Genomic DNA, 15,164 nt, shown 5'->3' on the forward strand with positions numbered 1-15,164 from the left:
CATGACTGCTAAAGGTATTCGTATCCAGGGGTTAAAAAAACGTTATGGAAGTGGCGATACCGCCGTTGATGCCCTAAAGACCGTCGACATGCACGTTGCGCCGGGCGAGGTCGTTGGACTGATAGGTCCTTCTGGATCTGGCAAAACCACGCTCCTTAAATGTTTGGGAGCGGTGATCGAGCCGACCGCCGGAAAAATGATACTCGGAGATGACGTCATTTATGATGACGGCTGGAAGGTCAAAGATCTTCGTGCCTTGCGGCGGGACCGGATAGGCTTTGTATTCCAAGCACCTTATCTGATTCCTTTCCTCGATGTCACCGACAACGTAGCCCTTCTGCCCATGCTGGCGGGAATGCCAAATGCCGAGGCGCGTAAACGGGCAATAGGATTGTTTAAAGCGCTTGATGTGGAGCATCGCGCCAAGGCCATGCCATCTCAACTCTCTGGTGGAGAACAGCAACGAGTGGCTATTGCACGTGGCTTGGTGAATCGTCCCCCGGTAATACTGGCCGATGAACCGACCGCTCCGCTTGATAGTGAGCGCGCCCTGGCCGTAATCCGGATCTTGAACGATATGGCCAAAAAATTCGAGACCGCCATTATTGTCGTCACCCACGATGAAAAAATCATTCCCACCTTCAAACGCATATATCACATCCGTGACGGGGTAACCTATGAAGAAGAAGGCGAAGGACGTGGTTTCGAATGAGATCAATACAGAAAGGTATTCAAAATGACAAAAGACGTCTGGCTTAAACGAGTCGCATTGGTTGTGCTCATGACTATTTTAACCGCAATCAGTTCTGCAACGTGGGCCGAAGAGAACGATAGTGCAGTCAAAGCGCTCTCGCTGAGAATTATCATGCAGGAATTGAGCAATAACATGCAGATAGTGACTGATGCCATTTCCAGAGAGGACTGGGAACAGGTGGCGGGAACTGCGCCGCAGATTGCCAATCATCCACAGCCGCCGATAGCAGAGAAGATGCGCATTTTAGGTTTTGCAGGTTCCAATGTGAGCAACTTCAAAAGTTTTGACAAGCAGACACATCAAGCCGCAAAGGAATTAGAAAAAATCGCCATGAGAAAAGACGGTAAAGGGGTGATAGCACAGTTCGCAACACTCCAAAAAAGTTGTCTCGCTTGTCACCAGAGTTTTAGAAAAACCTTCAAGGAGCATTTTTATGGGAAATAATAATATGGTTGTTCATTATGCTCTGATAGGAATGTGTCTTCTGACGTTGACAGGATGTGCTGTTGGGCCTGACTTCCAGCGCCCGGCACCCCCTGATGTGATTGGTTATACTCCCACCCCGCTGGCTACAAGTTTGAATTCCTCCCCCACCACGCTGGGTGATCCACAAAACATTATTAAGGCAGAACGACTAACAAAACATTGGTGGCGAGCGATGGGTGCCGACAAACTAGACATGCTCATCAGCGAGGCCCTGGAACGTAATCCAACCCTGATGGCGGCAGAGGCTACTTTGCGTCAGGCTCAGGAACTTTACGCGGCGAGGGCTGGTTCGACGCTTTATCCACAATTAGAGGGCAACTTGGGTGGCCAGCGCCAACGCTTCAATCCTGGAACATTAGGACAAACCGGAGAAGCACGGGAATTCAGTCTCTACAACGCTGGCGTGGGTGTTCGCTATACATTTGATCTGGCCGGGGGCAATCGTAGGGCGTTGGAAGCTCTGGCTGCCCGGAGCGATTATCAGCAGTTTCAATTGGAAGGTGCTCGTTTGACATTGGTGGCAAATATCGTCACAACGGCCATCACTCAGGCAAGCCTGAAAAGGCAGACTGAAATTATCGAAAACATCTTGAAGTCGCAGGAAAACCAACTCGAACTAACCCGGGAACGCATTCGTCTTGGTCATGGAGAACCGGACGATGCGTTAGCCCTGCAGACACAGTTGGAGCAAACGCGCGCCAAACTGCCGCCGTTACGTTATCAACTTCAACAAAACGAACATTTTTTGGCCGTTCTTGTGGGTAAAGCTCCAGGAGAGAGTTTGTTGCCGTCGTTTACCTTGGAGGATTTCACCTTGCCGCCGGAGTTGCCATTGTTAATCCCCTCTGAACTGGTGCGTGCAAGGCCGGATATTCTCGGTGCTGAAGCGTTGCTGCATGCCTCTAATGCAGAATACGGGGTCGCAATATCGAAACTATATCCCCAACTCAACCTTAGTGCCGATCTTGGATCGCAGGCACTGACGACCGGTGCGTTGTTCGGCGGTGGTTCTGCTGTTTGGAGTCTGGTGGGGCAACTGACACAACCCCTGTTCAATCCAGGCTTGCCCGCTGAAAAGAGAGCAGCTCTCGCCGCTTTCGATGCGGCTGCGGCAAACTACCAGTCCGTTGTTCTGGAAGCTCTTCGCAACGTAGCTGATGTACTGAGGGCATTGGAGAATGATTCAAAAAGGCTGGAGGCTCTTTCTGCCGCTGATTCCGCTTCAGGGAAGTCCCTAGAGTCGACACAGCGCCGGTATAAGCTTGGAACTGTAAGCTATTACGATCTGCTTATCGCACAGCAGCAACGGCTTCAAACCGAACTCGATCTGACAGAAGGCCAGGCAAAACGCCTGGTCAACACTGCCGCGTTTTACCAGGCGATGGGCGGCGGATTAAATGGCATTACCGGAAGCGCTGGCGATGTGCCGGAGGCTCAAAGCGCGGAGCGGATCGCCTCGCGATAGTTCTGGAGGATTTGCTCGCGGTACTTCTCCATCACCGGATGCAGAAATGGTCTGGCGGGGATGACGATGGTCGCGCCATTCGGATGTTTGATGGTGGCTCCGTACTCCATGACGGCACCGATGTTCACCATGTCTTCCCCGTCCTTGTTGACGGTGCCACGCAGCAGGCCGACGAACGCCTTGTCGGCCATGATCTTCTGGGTGATGGCGTTGACGAGAAAGCCGGTGTCGATGAGCGCCTTGCTGGAACCTTTGCGCTCGATGGTGCTCTCGGCGAGCTTCACGAAGGCCTGTCCGCCCGGGGCCTGGGAGCGAATCCCCCGCTGGATCTCGCGCACCAGAAAAAGGGCGTTGCGGATCGTGGCCTGACGCAGGGCCGTGGCCAGGCGCGGCCCCATGCCGGTGGTCAGCTTGGCGCGGGCCTTGTCCCAGTCACCGGTCCGCCTAACGCCCATTGAGCTTCACCAGTTGCAGGTTCTTGTGAGTGACGGTGCCGAAGAAGTGTTCTTCTTCCACACTCTGTATGCGATAGGTTTCCCTGTCTGCGGCCAGGCGGTCTTCACCCTTGACATCAGCATTCGGAAGGACACAGGCGAGCGCGTCGATCTTGCCGCTCAGCTCCTCCGGCGGGGTTTCGTTCAGTTCGAGGGGGATGACAGCGACTTCCACGTATTCGGCATCGTCGGTGCCGTAGAGCCGCTCGCCGGGAACCACGCGCAGGATGCGTGCTGTCTGGCCGGAGGAGAGGATCAGCCGGGCGACGTCGGCCACGGCTTCGGCGCGTTCCCGGTCATTCAACAACATCGAGATCGATCCCTTGTTCGTAGATGACCGGCGTAAGGCCGCTCGGGGTCAGGATGTAGGCTTCCTGATCGAGCTGGGTGGCCGGACGCAGCTCGGTGAGCCGCTGGCGGTAGTCGGCGAGCAGATCGGCTTCGAGCTTGGCCCAGTGGCCGGGCTGGCCGGTTTTGTCCACCCGCTTGTCGCCGCTGGAAAAGGAGAAGGCGTTGGCGGTGGCCGAACGCATGACCTGGCAGGCGTGGATCTGCGCCATGATCACCAGGAGCTCGCGGACCTCACCGGTGGGATCGGGGGTGATCTCTCCGGCTATGACCGTCAGCGATTGGTCGAGGTCACGGCCGACCCGGAAAACGGCCTTCCGGACGCACCTCTCCAGAGTCTGATCCTCGAAGAGAGATGCGCCCGGATCGGACAGGTCGAGCCGCAGGTCGGCGATGAGGTTACTCAGCAGCACCTTGCAGACCCTCCAGACGGCTCTTGAGCGCGTCGATCACCGTGCGGCGTTTCTCGGTGTCCATGTAGCCTTTGAGGGTTTCGGGATTGGCTTCCTCGTTGACCCTGGAGATGGCGTCGGTGGCGGAGAGTTTGCTCAGGTCCACCGGTTCCGCGTCCTGGTCGGGCTCTGGAGGGGCGAGCGGTTCCTGCTTCGGTTTGTCGGCCATGGCCAGGCGGCCGTTCTTGAGAGCCGCCTGGATCTGCTTGGTGAGGCGTTCCACCTCAACCACCTGACCGGGTTTGAGCTTCAACCCGGCGTCGGGGATCACCAGAACGCCGGGACGGATGTTCTTGATTCGATTCATGTCACATCACCTCCTAAGATTACGGAACCAGTTTGACCTTGGCCATGATGTCGGGGCGAGTAATGCCCTGACCGATCTCGGACCACACCAGCCAGCCGGTCTTGAAGCGGGTCTTCTGATCGATGGACTCCGTCTTCAGGTTTTCGCGCACCGGCATCTTTCCGACCTCTTCATCCGGGACGATGATGATCTCGTCCAGCGGCATGGAGGCGGTCAGCAGAATGCCGCCGGTTCCGTAGTTCTTGATGACGCCCTTCTGGCGCAGCTCGAGCTTGGTCTGGGGATCGAGGTTCCAGCCGCGCATGTCGTTGAACCGGCGGCCGCGCATGACGATGTACTTCACCGACAGCTCCAGGTCCTCGATGATCGAGATGGCTTCGTTCAGCGCCTCTTCGGTGAGCAGGTCGCCGGTGACCTCGATGGTGTTGGTCGCCGGGATGGCCGAGGAGAGCACCGAGATGGTGCGGCGGTCCATCTCCTTGCGGATGGCGTCGGCGGCGCTGGTCTGGATGTCCATCAGCGTGCCGATGTTGCCGTTCTTGAGGACGGACACGTCCACCATCGGATTGGAGTGGATGCGGTTGGTGGGGAACTCGACTTCGTCCTTGCCCACCTCCTGCTCCTGGGCATCGCCGTCCTTGCTGATCCAGTGGGCCTTGACGGTCGGTTTCTTCTGGTAAACCGGACGTTCGCCCTTTGGCAGCGTGTGCTTGGTGAGCAGCAGCGAGGAGATCTCCTTGCGCTTGATCTCCTGTTCGATGGGCGCGGCAATGGCGGCGGCAAGCGCCCGCATGCCTTCGGGCGACTCGAGAGCCTCGCTCATGAGCCGCGCCATGGTTTCCATGTACTCCTGGGAGTGGATCTTCAACTGATTGGTTTTCATGTGCGTTGGCTCCTTGGGTTAGACGAGCAGGCGGAATTTGAGGACGCCGCTCTGTACGGAAATGGCGTGGGCGACGACGTGCTCTCCGGCCGCGACGCCGTTGGTCAGGCGACCGCCCGCCGAAACTTTCAGGTCGTCTCCGGCGACGACGGTCCCTTCGAAGGCGTCGGTCTCGTAAACGCCGCCGTCGCAGTAGATACCGGGCATTTCGCCACGGGCGTAGTCCTTGATCAGGATGCCGAAGGAGCGCTTGGTGGGATCGGTGTTGACGGCGAACAGGTCGTCGCCGACCACGCGGACCACTTGGCCAAGCTGGCCGTCGCCCTGGATGTGGCCGTCGCCATAGGCGAGGCTGCGGTGACACGGATTGATAAATGACATGGTGTTTCCTCCTTATGCGTTGATTTCCGAGTGTTCGGGAGAGTCCTCGCCGACACGGTTGCGGTAAGCGGCCATGAACCCGTCGCGCAGGCGGTCCTCGAGCGACACCTTGCGGTCGTCCACATCGTGGGGCCGGACACCGGCGTCGCTGCGCAGTGGGGTTTCCGTCGATGCCTTGGCGGCGGGCTTGCCGCCCTGGTCGCTGTCGGCGGGTTTCTCTTCCTTGTCCGCTTTTGCCGACTTGGGCAGACGTTCGTAAGCAGCCTCGGTGGCGGCGAAGGCTTCGTCGGACAGTTTGGCCAGGCGTTTCAGTTCGGCTTCCCGGTCCTCCTCGGAAGCGAAGGAGAGCCCCTGCTTCTCCAGACGGGTGAGCAGCTTCTTGGCCCGGGAGCGGCAGGCAGTCGCCTTTTGTTCGGCTTCCAGTTCCTGGACGCGTTTCTGCAGCTCGGCGACCTGGGCCTTGAGCTGCCGGTTTTCCTTTTCCAGGTCGGTAACGCGGGCAGGATCGCCTTCCTGCTGGGCCGGTTTCTTCTTGGCCGCTTCAGATTCAGTCTTGGCGGCCGGGTCATCGGTGGGTTTGGTTTTGTCTTCCATCGTGGAATCTCCTTCGGGTTGGGATTGGTCGGGCTGGCTCTGAAGGGACGCCACCTGCAGAATCCTGGCGTTCTCGTCCGCGCCCTTGCGGTCGAGCAGTCCCAGTCCGGTGAAAGTGACGCCCTGCAGAATCTCGAAAACGGGTTGGCCGTTGAAATCACGGCCCTTGAATTTGCGCAGGTGGGTGCAGTAGTCGGCCTTGTTCTGGAAGCGCTTGTGGCAGACCGAGCATTCGCCTTCCTGGTAGTCGCACTCCATGGAGACCTGGGAGATGATCCCGCGCTTCATCAGCTTGTAGGCCAGCCGGGCGGCCGGGGTGTCGTGGACATACAGCTCGCCGACGCATTCCACGCGGCCGCCGTTGTCGTCCTCCAGGTAGTCGGCGGCGACGATGCCACCCACGATGTCGTTGAACTCCTGCGAATGCTGCAGATCGACCTTCTTGTTCACGGCCGTCATGTGCCGACCGGACAACTCCTCGGCGGTGAAGTGGTCGCCGTTCTTGTTGGTCCCGGTTCGGCAGAGAACGAAGCTGAACTGGGGGTCGCCCGCCGAACCGACATCCATGGCCTCGGTCGCGAGGCGTTCACCATCGCCCAGCCGGATGTCCACGGGGATGCTGGTGTGGAAGTTCGCGGCGGCGGCCATCGGAACGGGTTTCTCCTCCCGTTCGGCGCTGGCCTTGGCCCCGGGAGCGCAGACGAACAGACGTTCTTTGGCGTTGGAAGCCTCGCCGTGCTTGGAGGTGATGGCGTAGTGGTGATCCTTGGACTTCATCCGGCTCTGTTTGCCGAAGGAGCCGATGATCCGCTTCATCTCCTGCTCGTTGGGATAGGCGTGATCGCGGTAGGAAATCAGCCAGTGCGGAATGTGCTTGGCATTGCCGAGAAAGGTCTGGAAGAACTCGCTGGCGTTGGCCTTGGTGACGGTCTTGTGGTCGGTCTCGTAATACTTGACCTTGGTGTCGGCCTTGATTTCGAGCCCTTCCCAATAGGTCATGAGCCCTTCCACGAAGTGGTAGGCCCGCTCGTAGTTGGTAGTCGAAAACTCGGTGGCGTAGGGCGGATCGAAGTAGGCCAGATCCGCCTTGGCTTTCGGCAGCAGGTCGTTGATGTCCTGCCGGTGGGCCTTGTTCTCCTTGTCGTTGTCGAAGACCAGGGCGTTGATGCGCTGCAGGTTCTTGCGCAGACGATCCTTGAACTCGTCGGGGGTGTCCTGGCGGCGGCCATAATCGGTGGACGACGAGAAGTGGCCGAAGCCGCCCTTGCCGCTCATGCAGGTCTTGCCGAGGCTGAACAGGGCGATGTCTTTCTTGAAGCCGGAGAGCTTGTCGCAGTTGGCGCGGATGGTGTCGATCAGCGCATGGACGCCCTTTGCGAAGAAGATGCCCTTGAAGTTGTCCTGGACGAAGCTGCCCGCCTTGGCGTTGTCGGCCAGAAGCGCTTCGATCTCGTCCTCGCTCAGGCGAACCGAGTTGTTCTCGATGATCGCCTTGGCGGCGTGGTGGCAGTAGCGGAGCCGGTCGTTGGCGATGACCTGGAGGCCCTTGGTCTTGTACATGTAGGCCACGACCGCAGACCCCGAAAAGGCGTCGAGCACGGTGCCAACGCCTTCCGGGGTATGCTTCCAGATCCAGTCGACGAGCTTCTGCTTACTGCCGATGTAGTTGGTGATGTACTTGGGGCGTTTCTCGGGAGGGAGCTCTTCAGGAGCGGACTGTTCGGCGGCCTCGGTCCCAAGCGCATCGGGATCGAGAGTCAGCGCCGCATCGGCCTCCAGTAGAAACGCCAGCCTTTCCAGGTCTGTGGCGAACAGTTCCATCAACGTCTCCGGTCAGTTTGCTGTGCTCTCCGCGACCTGCGAGGAGCGTTCAGCGGTTACTTACCGGAAGCGTCGGCGATGTGTCGGAGGGTGACGGCGAATTTCAGCGGACGGGGTTCAGCCGGGCCAGAACGGCCTTGCCGCAGGCGTCGAGGGAGGGGTATTCGTCGCTCTCGGTGATCTCGGAAAAGACCCCGTCATAGGGGGATCGGGACAGCCGGTGGTATTCGAGAAAATCTGCCGGAAGCGAGGTGGCCCCGGCCTCGACCAGACGGTTGACCACCCAGGCGGCTTCGTCCTTGCGGTCGGCAAGCCCGCTCGGCCCCCGGTCGAGGTAGTACATCTCCACATCCAGACCGGGACCCAGCCCCTGAACCCAGACGCCCACGGGCACGTATTCCGGGACGGTGGCCTCCCGGTCGGCGACTATCGAGTCGATCATATAGCGCAGTTTCATGACCAGTCCTCCGCGATCCGGAGATGCTCTGCCAGAAGCTGGGCGTCGATCCGGTGGAATCTTTCGGCGTTTTTCTGCCGGTAGGCGGTCCAGCGTTGCCAGTCCGCCGCGAGCTCGGGCTCCGAGACCGGCTCCATCATTTCGACATGGTGAATCCGGCCCAGATCGTCGGTCAGATCGACAATCAGCCACCCTTCGGCCTCCTTACCGTCATGTTCGGCCGTCAGTGTGTCTTCGACCCGGACATCGACCACCTTGACGGTGTGGGCGTGCTGGAAGCCCTCGTCGTAACCGAGCGCCTTCCACAACAGCCAGAAATCGGTGCGCAGATGGTTGCCAGCGGTGTCGAAATGGGGAGCGATCCGGGTGACGGTGAAGCTGTCCACCAGGGTGTCCAGAAAGAGAGCCCCGGATTCCCTGACGGTCATGCGGCTGCCCCGGTTGTTGAACCAGTGCAGCGCTTCCTGCAGCCGCCGTTTCTCCTGCTCGATAAAGTCCTTCATGGTCATTGTTTGCGTTTGCTCCAGCTTTGCGGGGTATGGACGATGTCCTCCACCTTTCGCCCGTCGGGCAGTTTCTTGATGCCACGCCGGGTGAAACTCTGGATGATCTCTCGGCGTTCGTTGTCGCTTCTGGCGACGATGAATTCGATGTTGTCCAGCAGCGTCACCGAGTATTTGAAGATGGTCTCGTTGCCATGGCGCTGCGAGAACCGCTTCCAGTCGTCGATGCTGGCCCCCCGGTTGCGCTGCACGTAGTCGTCGATCACCTTGCCGTAGGCGTCATGGTCGTAGCTGATGGCGTCCATGCGCCGCAGCATCTGTTTCTTGAAATAGAGCGCCGGTGAGGCGTCGCTGGCCGGTTGCTTCTTGATCCGGGTGAAGAAATAGCTCGCGCCGCCGGTCTGCATGTCAGCCACCGGGGACATTCCGCCCGGAGCCACGCCCATGCGCATCTTCTCGACCGTGCTGACCATGGCTCCGTTGTTCTCCATGATCAAGTCGATGAAGCCGGACATACTCTCGCCGTTGGTCAGATCGTGGACCAGCGAATAGCCCTTCATCTGTTTTTCCAGGTCTTCCTCGGTGATGTCGAACCGGAGCTGGTGCCGGTATCCGCCCTTGGCGTCGCGGTCCAGAAAGCCCGCCTGGTATTCGCCCAGCGGGTTGTACCCGGAAAGCTGGGTGATGTCCTGGACGCCTAGCTCCTTTTGCCAATAGCCGCGCAGGGCCTGGACCCGCTCGGAGGAGGTGGCGTTTCGGTCGTCGAGGGATTTCTGCAGCCGTTTGTAGTCGGCGCTCTTGTCGGTCTTGCGGATGTAGGCGAGCTTTTCGAGGTACATCTGCTCCGCGTTTTCCGCCGTGGCCACCCGGGTGTCGATCCCAAGCTGTTCGAGCTTTTCCAGCATCGCCTCGACCCGTCCGGGGGTGGCGTCGCCGTCCAGGATCATTTCCAGCTCGCCGCGCTGGGCATAGAGGTTGGTGTCGGACCAGGGGCGATAGCGGACCCGGGTGCCGTCCTCGAAGGTGACGGTGTACTGGTGCCCGTCCTGCATGCGGGAGTTGTGATTGAACAGCGTCCTGTTGTCGATGTCGTCGGCCTCGACGGTGATGGTGCCGGACCCGATCCTGCGCTTGGTGTGGGTCACCTTGCCGCGTTCCACCTTGAACGGCGGTTTCTCCTTGGGTTTCTGCGCGTCGAGCTTGGGCAGGTACTGCTCGAAAACGCCGTTGGTGGCCCGGTCCCAGTCGACGGACTCTTCGATCTCCTTGACCCATTTCAGATAGTGGTCCGCCATCTCCTTGACCTTGGGGTCGGCGCTCTTCTGCAGGGTCTCCAGTTTCTTGCGCAGGCGCAGGGCCTTGTCGATCTTGGTCCGATTGTACTTGCCATCGCCCACGTGGAAATTGACGTTTTTGACGGCGTCCAGAATCGTCGGAAAGAAGCTGTCTTCGACCAGCGGTTGTCCCTTTTCCCCGGCCGCCGTCTGCACATACCTGCGCAGCACCTCGTCGATTCGGCGGTCCGTGTCCGGCCGGATCTTCATCTTGACCACGGTGCGCTTCTTCCCCTTGAAGCTCTCGGTGAAGATCAGCGCGTTCTGGTCCTCCACGTCGCCGCTGTCGAAGGGCAGCGTCTTGCCCTGCCAGCCGAGTTTGCGGGCCTCCTCGACCAGGGCTTCCTCGGCGGAGGAGAGCAGCTTTTTCTTGCCGGTGGCGGTACTCAGCTTGCCGAAACGGAAGCCCCGATCCCCCAGCACATCGGCGTAATAAGCCTCGAAGTCCCGTCGAAGATTGTGCTTTCGTTCCAGGGCCAGATCGTAGAAATGCCTCAGCCCGGCCGGGTCCTTGGCGAACCGGCCCTCGGCGTAGGGGCGCAGCAGATCGAGATAATCCTCGTCGGCGATCTTTTCGACTTCCTGGATGTAGCGAAGGGTCGCGTTCGGATCGACCCGTACCTTCCCTTCCTTGGCCGCCCGGAAGACCTTGTTGTAAAACGGCTCTTCCTCGCCGCAGACGCCGTTGGGGTGATAGTCGAGCGAGAGCTTGTCCTGGCCCAGAAACTTGAATGCCTGGCCTTTGTCGATGCCGTAGACGCGACCGTCCCGGGCGCGGATGAACTGCTTGGAATGTCCGTCGTGGTTGGCGATCAGCCAGTCGACCACATGCTCGCGCTGGATCTGCTCCAGTTCGATGGTGGTCAGATCCTGGGGCAGTATGTTGCGAAAATCGAAGTCGTCCCGCAGATCGGTGCGCCATTTCTGGATGGAGCCGGTGCGGCCGTTCAATTGGATGGTGCGCACCTCGATGGAATGGGGGTCGATCAGGCGGCCAATCTTGTAGGCGGCTTCCTCTCCGAAGGCGATGAACTCATCGTCCTTGCGGCCAATGGGCTTGAACAGCCATTTGTCGCCGTTTTCGTCTGTCCAGAACTCCTTTTCGTGTGCGCCGCCGACGGCGGCCTTGCCGGATTTCTTGAACTTCGAAGGCAGACTCTTCTGCTGCCACGCGGTGTCAACGGTGGCGAACTCCGCACCTTTCTTGCCGATCTTGGCCTCGGTCGGCTTGACCGGGCTCTGCTGTGGAGCCGATTTCGGCGGCTCTTTCTTCGGCGTGGCGGGCTTGGCAGGAGCGGTTTTCTTCTTGCCGCCATGCTTTTCGGCCCAGGCGGCGTGCTTGGCGTCGATGCTGGCCTGAACCGCCTTGATTTTCGTCGGGTCGGTCTCGGTGAAGAGCGTGGTCAGCTCGTCTTTGTTGGCCCACTGCCAATACTGGACCTTGGTCTCCTTGGCGAGCGTCTTGAGCTCTGCCGATTTCAGTTTGCCGACCTGATCCTGGAAGAGCTGTTTTTTGAGGGCGATTTCCTTGCTGTGGGCCGCAAGCAGTTCCTGGGGCAGATCGGTGCCGCCGGAAACCGCCTGTTCCGCCTTGGCAATCGCGTCGAGGAAATCCTTGTAGCCGGTCGGCGTGTCGGGAACGACCACGGCCTTGGCGGCGTCTTCGAGTGCCGTTTTCTGTTTCAGGATCAGCTTTTGTTTAGCCTCGTCGACCGCCTTTTTCTTGACCGACTCGGCCATGTCGGCACCGGCCTTCTTCTGCAACGCCTCAACGAGCTGCTGCTTGTTCTTGAGGATGCCGATGCCGTGCTTCTGTTTGGCCGCCGCGAGTTCCTTGCCCATCAGGCCGCTGTGATCCACGCCGGGCTCCAGCTTGTCGAGCAGCTCGATGGTCTCCTGTTTGGTCATATTGAGGGAGATGCCGTTCTCCTTCGTCATCTCCTTGAGCTGCTGGGCGGTCATGCCCTCCAGCCCCTCGGCGGGCGGGATCTTCGCCATCTGGGCGGCGAGCAGCTTGGCCTGTTTGAGCTCCGCCTGCTTCAGTCCGAGCAGCTCGACCAGTTCTTCCTTGGTCCGCAGCAGGCCGATCTTGTGTTCCTTGAGTTTGGCGCTGAGCGCCGCTCCGGCCAGGTCGCCGTGATCGATCCCCGGTTCGGCCAGATCGAGCAGCTTGATGAAATCGGCCTTGGTCCGGGCGATGGCCACGCCGTTCTGTTTCGCCAGGGTCTGGAGCTGTTTGACCGTCAGCGAGCCGAGGTCGGCGATGTCGCCGTTTTCAAAGGCGCTCTTGAGCTTGGCGTTCTCCTTGGCCTGGGCGTCGGCCATGCCTTCCAGCACGTGGGGCGGGAGAATGCAGGCGTCCCCCTGCGATGCCTGGGTGGCGGCCTTGGCGGCCATCTCGCTGCCGCAGACGGTCATCGGCCAGGCCACGATATTGGTGCAGCGGCAGTGCGGATGCGCGGGTTGCTGGGGGAACTTGTCGATGGGAAAGGTCTTGCCGTCCAGGCCGCCGCAGACCGGGCACATGCGCTCGTCCTCCATGGCCAGCCATTCCAGCTTCTGGATGCCGACCCGCTCGTGGAACTTGAGCCTGCCCATGTTGTGGGCGCGGAGTACCTCGGTGCGGGCGATCATCTCCATGCGGTACTGGGCCTTGCTGAACACCCGGCTTCCGGCCTGGCGAAAGGAATCCTTGTCGACGATCACCTTGCCCATGTCCCGGACGATGTCGTCGGCTCCCTTGCCCGTGGCGATGCCGTTCAGGATGGTGCGCTTGATTCCGTCTGCGAGTTCGCGGTGGACGTCACCGGCGAGCGTGAGGTTGTACTGCGCCATGAAGTCGAGGGCATTGGTGTCGACGATGGTGAACACCTTGGTGGCCAGCTTGTCGATGCCTTCGGGTTTGAGGTCGGCGTAGAACGGCAGCGCCGCGTCGGCGAGTTCGCCGATTCCCTGCTGGATGCCGAGCTTGAAGGAGTCCTTGGTTGTCTTGCGAAAGACCAGGGTCTGCTCCCGCTTGAGCCGTTTCATGGTGTCGTCGAGTTCGAGCTGGAGCTTTTCCAGCCCCTTGAGCGCGGCGAGCTTGTTGTCCGGCAGGGAGCCGAGGGAGCGGTACTGGAGGATGGCGCGGGCGACCTCGTCTTCGGCCTGTTTCAGCGACTGGGTGAGCTGGGCCGTGACCTGGTCGTTGTAGCGGTTGCGGGCCGTCAGACTCTTCAGTGTGGCCGCCTGGATGCGCTGCTTGAGGTCCGACGGCATCAGCGAGGCTCCCGGCGGTCGATGAAACGACAGGCCGGGGCGTCGAAGGTGCGCTCGCTGTTGTGGACCCGGCAGTGGTTGGTGTCAGCAATGAAGTGGCTGCACTCGTCGCACACGGCAGCAATGCCGGTGGACTCCAGGTCGCCCGACCAGACCAATGCCGCCTCCGCCGTGGGTTCATCGTCCTCGGCCGGAATCCCGAGCATCTTCCGGGCGCGAGGCACGCTGAGAATGCCGGAGACGACCATATCCACCACCGGCTTCACCTGCTTCTCGTCCATCAGGTCGATCTGCTTGCGTTCGGTCTCGCGGTTGGCGGCCTCGATGTCCGGGTCCAGGTCCATCTTGAGCTGAAGGCTGGAGCGGCTGATGAGCTTGCGGTCGTAGAGTTCGATGAGGAGCTTCTTGAAATCGACCGCGTCGCTGGGGTCGAGGTCGTTGAAGATGAACTGGATGCTTTTGTCGCCGTGGCCGTTCAGCTCCATCCAGTCGTCGAACACCCAGTCGAGGAGCTTGCGTGCGGCCTGTTTGATCTCGCGGATCATGACCATCATCTTCTGCATGCTCACCGAGGCGGTGGCGAAATTCGGGCCGTCTCCGGTCACCAGCGAGCGTGACAGCCCCAGGGCCACCACGATGTCTTCCTTCACCTCTTTGACCTTGTCCTCGACGTTGAGGACCTGACCGTCGGTGCCGTGGGTTTCGACGTTGACGTAGAACGGGACCACCAGGCCGCTTTTCATGTCCATCTTGTTGACCATGTCGCGAACCTGTTCGAGCATCCGCTGGTCCGGCATCACCATCTTCTGGCCGAACGCGCCGCCCACCTTGAGCAGGCGAAAGGGCGTGGCCCAGCGCTTGGCGATGGCCTGTTCGGCCCGGCGGTAGTCGCGCAGCAGTTCGATGGCTTGAAAGGCGGGAAGCACGAGGGAGTTACCCCGAGGCGAGAAGGCCGGAGCATCCCATTTGAGGTGGACCACCTGTTCGACGGGCAGCGGGATGGATTCCCCGCCGCCGGGGGTGTCCTCGGGAAATTGCCGGGCCTCGATCAGCTCGCCCTGGGCGTATTTGACTTTGACCGAAACCGGGTTGACGCAGACCAGTTCCTCGATGTCCTGGCCAGACTTGGTGAAGCGCTTGAAGCCGATGGCGTCGCCTTTCACCAGGAGCTGAAGAACCATGTCCTTGATGAATTGCGTGATGTTCAACCGCCAGGCGGCCTCCAGTGCCTGCTCCTTGAGGGTCTCGTCATCGCTGGTGATTTTGATCTCGTCGCCCACGGCGAAGGTGCGCCAGGAGTTGACGCAATTCTTCACCAGCGGCTCCTCGACGTAGTATTCCCATGCCTTACGGGCGCGTTCTTCCCAGGTGGCCGGAATAGCCTCGGCGGCGTTGACCTTGCTGAAGGCCGCCGAGTCGAGCGCGGCCGCTGCGGCCAGCGGCGCGATGACAAAGCCTGTGGTGTCCAGGCTTTCGGGTTGTTCGTCCTGATGGGCGGTGCTTTCCACGTGATCCTCTCGGTAGTTTCAGCCATGACAGCCGCACATCCGGCCCGTGTGGGCCGAACCCGGCTCGATGCCGGTTACTTACCGGAGAGGGGTGGAATGCGTCGGAGGATGCCTCCAGA

Annotated in this window: 14 protein-coding genes; 3 read left to right on the forward strand and 11 right to left on the reverse strand. The window is 60.2% G+C overall.

The features are described 5' to 3' along the window. Nucleotide 1 precedes the first annotated feature (1 nt). The 3 genes from DEBA_RS17760 to DEBA_RS17770 are packed head-to-tail and all read left to right on the forward strand — an operon-like array spanning nucleotide 2 to nucleotide 2,705. Entirely contained in the window at nucleotides 2-712 is a 711-nt protein-coding gene (locus DEBA_RS17760; RefSeq protein WP_005997848.1) for an ABC transporter ATP-binding protein, read from the forward strand. Nucleotides 713-736: 24 nt separating this feature from the next. Further along, complete coding sequence (locus DEBA_RS17765) at nucleotides 737-1,198, forward strand: cytochrome c (protein WP_013258620.1); 462 nt, start codon at nucleotides 737-739, stop codon at nucleotides 1,196-1,198. Next, nucleotides 1,188-2,705 (forward strand): efflux transporter outer membrane subunit, encoded by a 1,518-nt coding sequence (locus DEBA_RS17770; protein WP_013258621.1) that lies wholly within the window; start codon nucleotides 1,188-1,190, stop codon nucleotides 2,703-2,705. The genes DEBA_RS17765 and DEBA_RS17770 overlap by 11 nt, the downstream gene beginning before the upstream one ends. On the opposite strand, the gene DEBA_RS09040 is transcribed toward DEBA_RS17770, so the two are convergent. The 11 genes from DEBA_RS09040 to DEBA_RS09090 form a co-directional block, all read right to left on the reverse strand. Then, the gene (locus DEBA_RS09040) at nucleotides 2,675-3,160 is read right to left on the reverse strand and encodes a phage virion morphogenesis protein (protein ID WP_011700600.1); all 486 of its coding nucleotides are present in this window, start codon (nucleotides 3,158-3,160) and stop codon (nucleotides 2,675-2,677) included. The genes DEBA_RS17770 and DEBA_RS09040 overlap by 31 nt on opposite strands. Further along, the gene (locus DEBA_RS09045; protein WP_013258622.1) at nucleotides 3,150-3,509 is read right to left on the reverse strand and encodes a hypothetical protein; all 360 of its coding nucleotides are present in this window, start codon (nucleotides 3,507-3,509) and stop codon (nucleotides 3,150-3,152) included. Before DEBA_RS09045 ends, DEBA_RS09040 begins: the two co-directional genes overlap by 11 nt. Continuing rightward, nucleotides 3,496-3,960, reverse strand: coding sequence for a hypothetical protein (locus tag DEBA_RS09050; RefSeq protein WP_013258623.1), 465 nt, complete (start codon nucleotides 3,958-3,960; stop codon nucleotides 3,496-3,498). Before DEBA_RS09050 ends, DEBA_RS09045 begins: the two co-directional genes overlap by 14 nt. Next, the gene (locus DEBA_RS09055; protein ID WP_013258624.1) at nucleotides 3,947-4,306 is read right to left on the reverse strand and encodes a hypothetical protein; all 360 of its coding nucleotides are present in this window, start codon (nucleotides 4,304-4,306) and stop codon (nucleotides 3,947-3,949) included. Before DEBA_RS09055 ends, DEBA_RS09050 begins: the two co-directional genes overlap by 14 nt. Nucleotides 4,307-4,325: 19 nt before the next feature. Next, nucleotides 4,326-5,189: an HK97-fold major capsid protein gene (locus DEBA_RS09060; protein WP_011366969.1), complete on the reverse strand. Its 864-nt coding sequence runs from the start codon at nucleotides 5,187-5,189 to the stop codon at nucleotides 4,326-4,328. 18 nt (nucleotides 5,190-5,207) lie between these two features. Then, entirely contained in the window at nucleotides 5,208-5,570 is a 363-nt protein-coding gene (locus DEBA_RS09065) for a hypothetical protein (RefSeq protein ID WP_013258625.1), read from the reverse strand. 12 nt (nucleotides 5,571-5,582) lie between these two features. Further along, nucleotides 5,583-7,985, reverse strand: a complete 2,403-nt coding sequence (locus tag DEBA_RS09070) for a DNA adenine methylase (RefSeq protein ID WP_013258626.1) — start codon at nucleotides 7,983-7,985, stop codon at nucleotides 5,583-5,585. A 103-nt stretch (nucleotides 7,986-8,088) separates the two neighbouring features. Continuing rightward, nucleotides 8,089-8,442: a hypothetical protein gene (locus DEBA_RS09075; protein ID WP_013258627.1), complete on the reverse strand. Its 354-nt coding sequence runs from the start codon at nucleotides 8,440-8,442 to the stop codon at nucleotides 8,089-8,091. After that, the gene (locus DEBA_RS09080; protein WP_013258628.1) at nucleotides 8,439-8,951 is read right to left on the reverse strand and encodes a hypothetical protein; all 513 of its coding nucleotides are present in this window, start codon (nucleotides 8,949-8,951) and stop codon (nucleotides 8,439-8,441) included. The genes DEBA_RS09075 and DEBA_RS09080 overlap by 4 nt, the downstream gene beginning before the upstream one ends. Continuing rightward, nucleotides 8,948-13,537, reverse strand: a complete 4,590-nt coding sequence (locus DEBA_RS09085; RefSeq protein ID WP_013258629.1) for a minor capsid protein — start codon at nucleotides 13,535-13,537, stop codon at nucleotides 8,948-8,950. Before DEBA_RS09085 ends, DEBA_RS09080 begins: the two co-directional genes overlap by 4 nt. Beyond that, nucleotides 13,537-15,045: a phage portal protein family protein gene (locus DEBA_RS09090; protein ID WP_011367829.1), complete on the reverse strand. Its 1,509-nt coding sequence runs from the start codon at nucleotides 15,043-15,045 to the stop codon at nucleotides 13,537-13,539. The genes DEBA_RS09085 and DEBA_RS09090 overlap by 1 nt, the downstream gene beginning before the upstream one ends. Nucleotides 15,046-15,164 lie beyond the last annotated feature (119 nt).

The organism is Desulfarculus baarsii DSM 2075 (assembly GCF_000143965.1).
GTDB classification, from domain to species: domain Bacteria; phylum Desulfobacterota; class Desulfarculia; order Desulfarculales; family Desulfarculaceae; genus Desulfarculus; species Desulfarculus baarsii.

What these genes read in the sequence shown, in the direction of transcription:
- DEBA_RS17760 (WP_005997848.1), top strand. Translation starts at nt 2, where the DNA reads ATGACTGCTAAAGGTATTCGTATCCAGGGGTTAAAAAAACGTTATGGA.
- DEBA_RS09045 (WP_013258622.1), bottom strand. Translation starts at nt 3,509, where the DNA reads ATGTTGTTGAATGACCGGGAACGCGCCGAAGCCGTGGCCGACGTCGCC.
- DEBA_RS09065 (WP_013258625.1), bottom strand. Translation starts at nt 5,570, where the DNA reads ATGTCATTTATCAATCCGTGTCACCGCAGCCTCGCCTATGGCGACGGC.
- DEBA_RS17770 (WP_013258621.1), top strand. Translation starts at nt 1,188, where the DNA reads ATGGGAAATAATAATATGGTTGTTCATTATGCTCTGATAGGAATGTGT.
- DEBA_RS09055 (WP_013258624.1), bottom strand. Translation starts at nt 4,306, where the DNA reads ATGAATCGAATCAAGAACATCCGTCCCGGCGTTCTGGTGATCCCCGAC.
- DEBA_RS09060 (WP_011366969.1), bottom strand. Translation starts at nt 5,189, where the DNA reads ATGAAAACCAATCAGTTGAAGATCCACTCCCAGGAGTACATGGAAACC.
- DEBA_RS17765 (WP_013258620.1), top strand. Translation starts at nt 737, where the DNA reads ATGACAAAAGACGTCTGGCTTAAACGAGTCGCATTGGTTGTGCTCATG.
- DEBA_RS09080 (WP_013258628.1), bottom strand. Translation starts at nt 8,951, where the DNA reads ATGACCATGAAGGACTTTATCGAGCAGGAGAAACGGCGGCTGCAGGAA.
- DEBA_RS09070 (WP_013258626.1), bottom strand. Translation starts at nt 7,985, where the DNA reads ATGGAACTGTTCGCCACAGACCTGGAAAGGCTGGCGTTTCTACTGGAG.
- DEBA_RS09040 (WP_011700600.1), bottom strand. Translation starts at nt 3,160, where the DNA reads ATGGGCGTTAGGCGGACCGGTGACTGGGACAAGGCCCGCGCCAAGCTG.
- DEBA_RS09085 (WP_013258629.1), bottom strand. Translation starts at nt 13,537, where the DNA reads ATGCCGTCGGACCTCAAGCAGCGCATCCAGGCGGCCACACTGAAGAGT.
- DEBA_RS09075 (WP_013258627.1), bottom strand. Translation starts at nt 8,442, where the DNA reads ATGAAACTGCGCTATATGATCGACTCGATAGTCGCCGACCGGGAGGCC.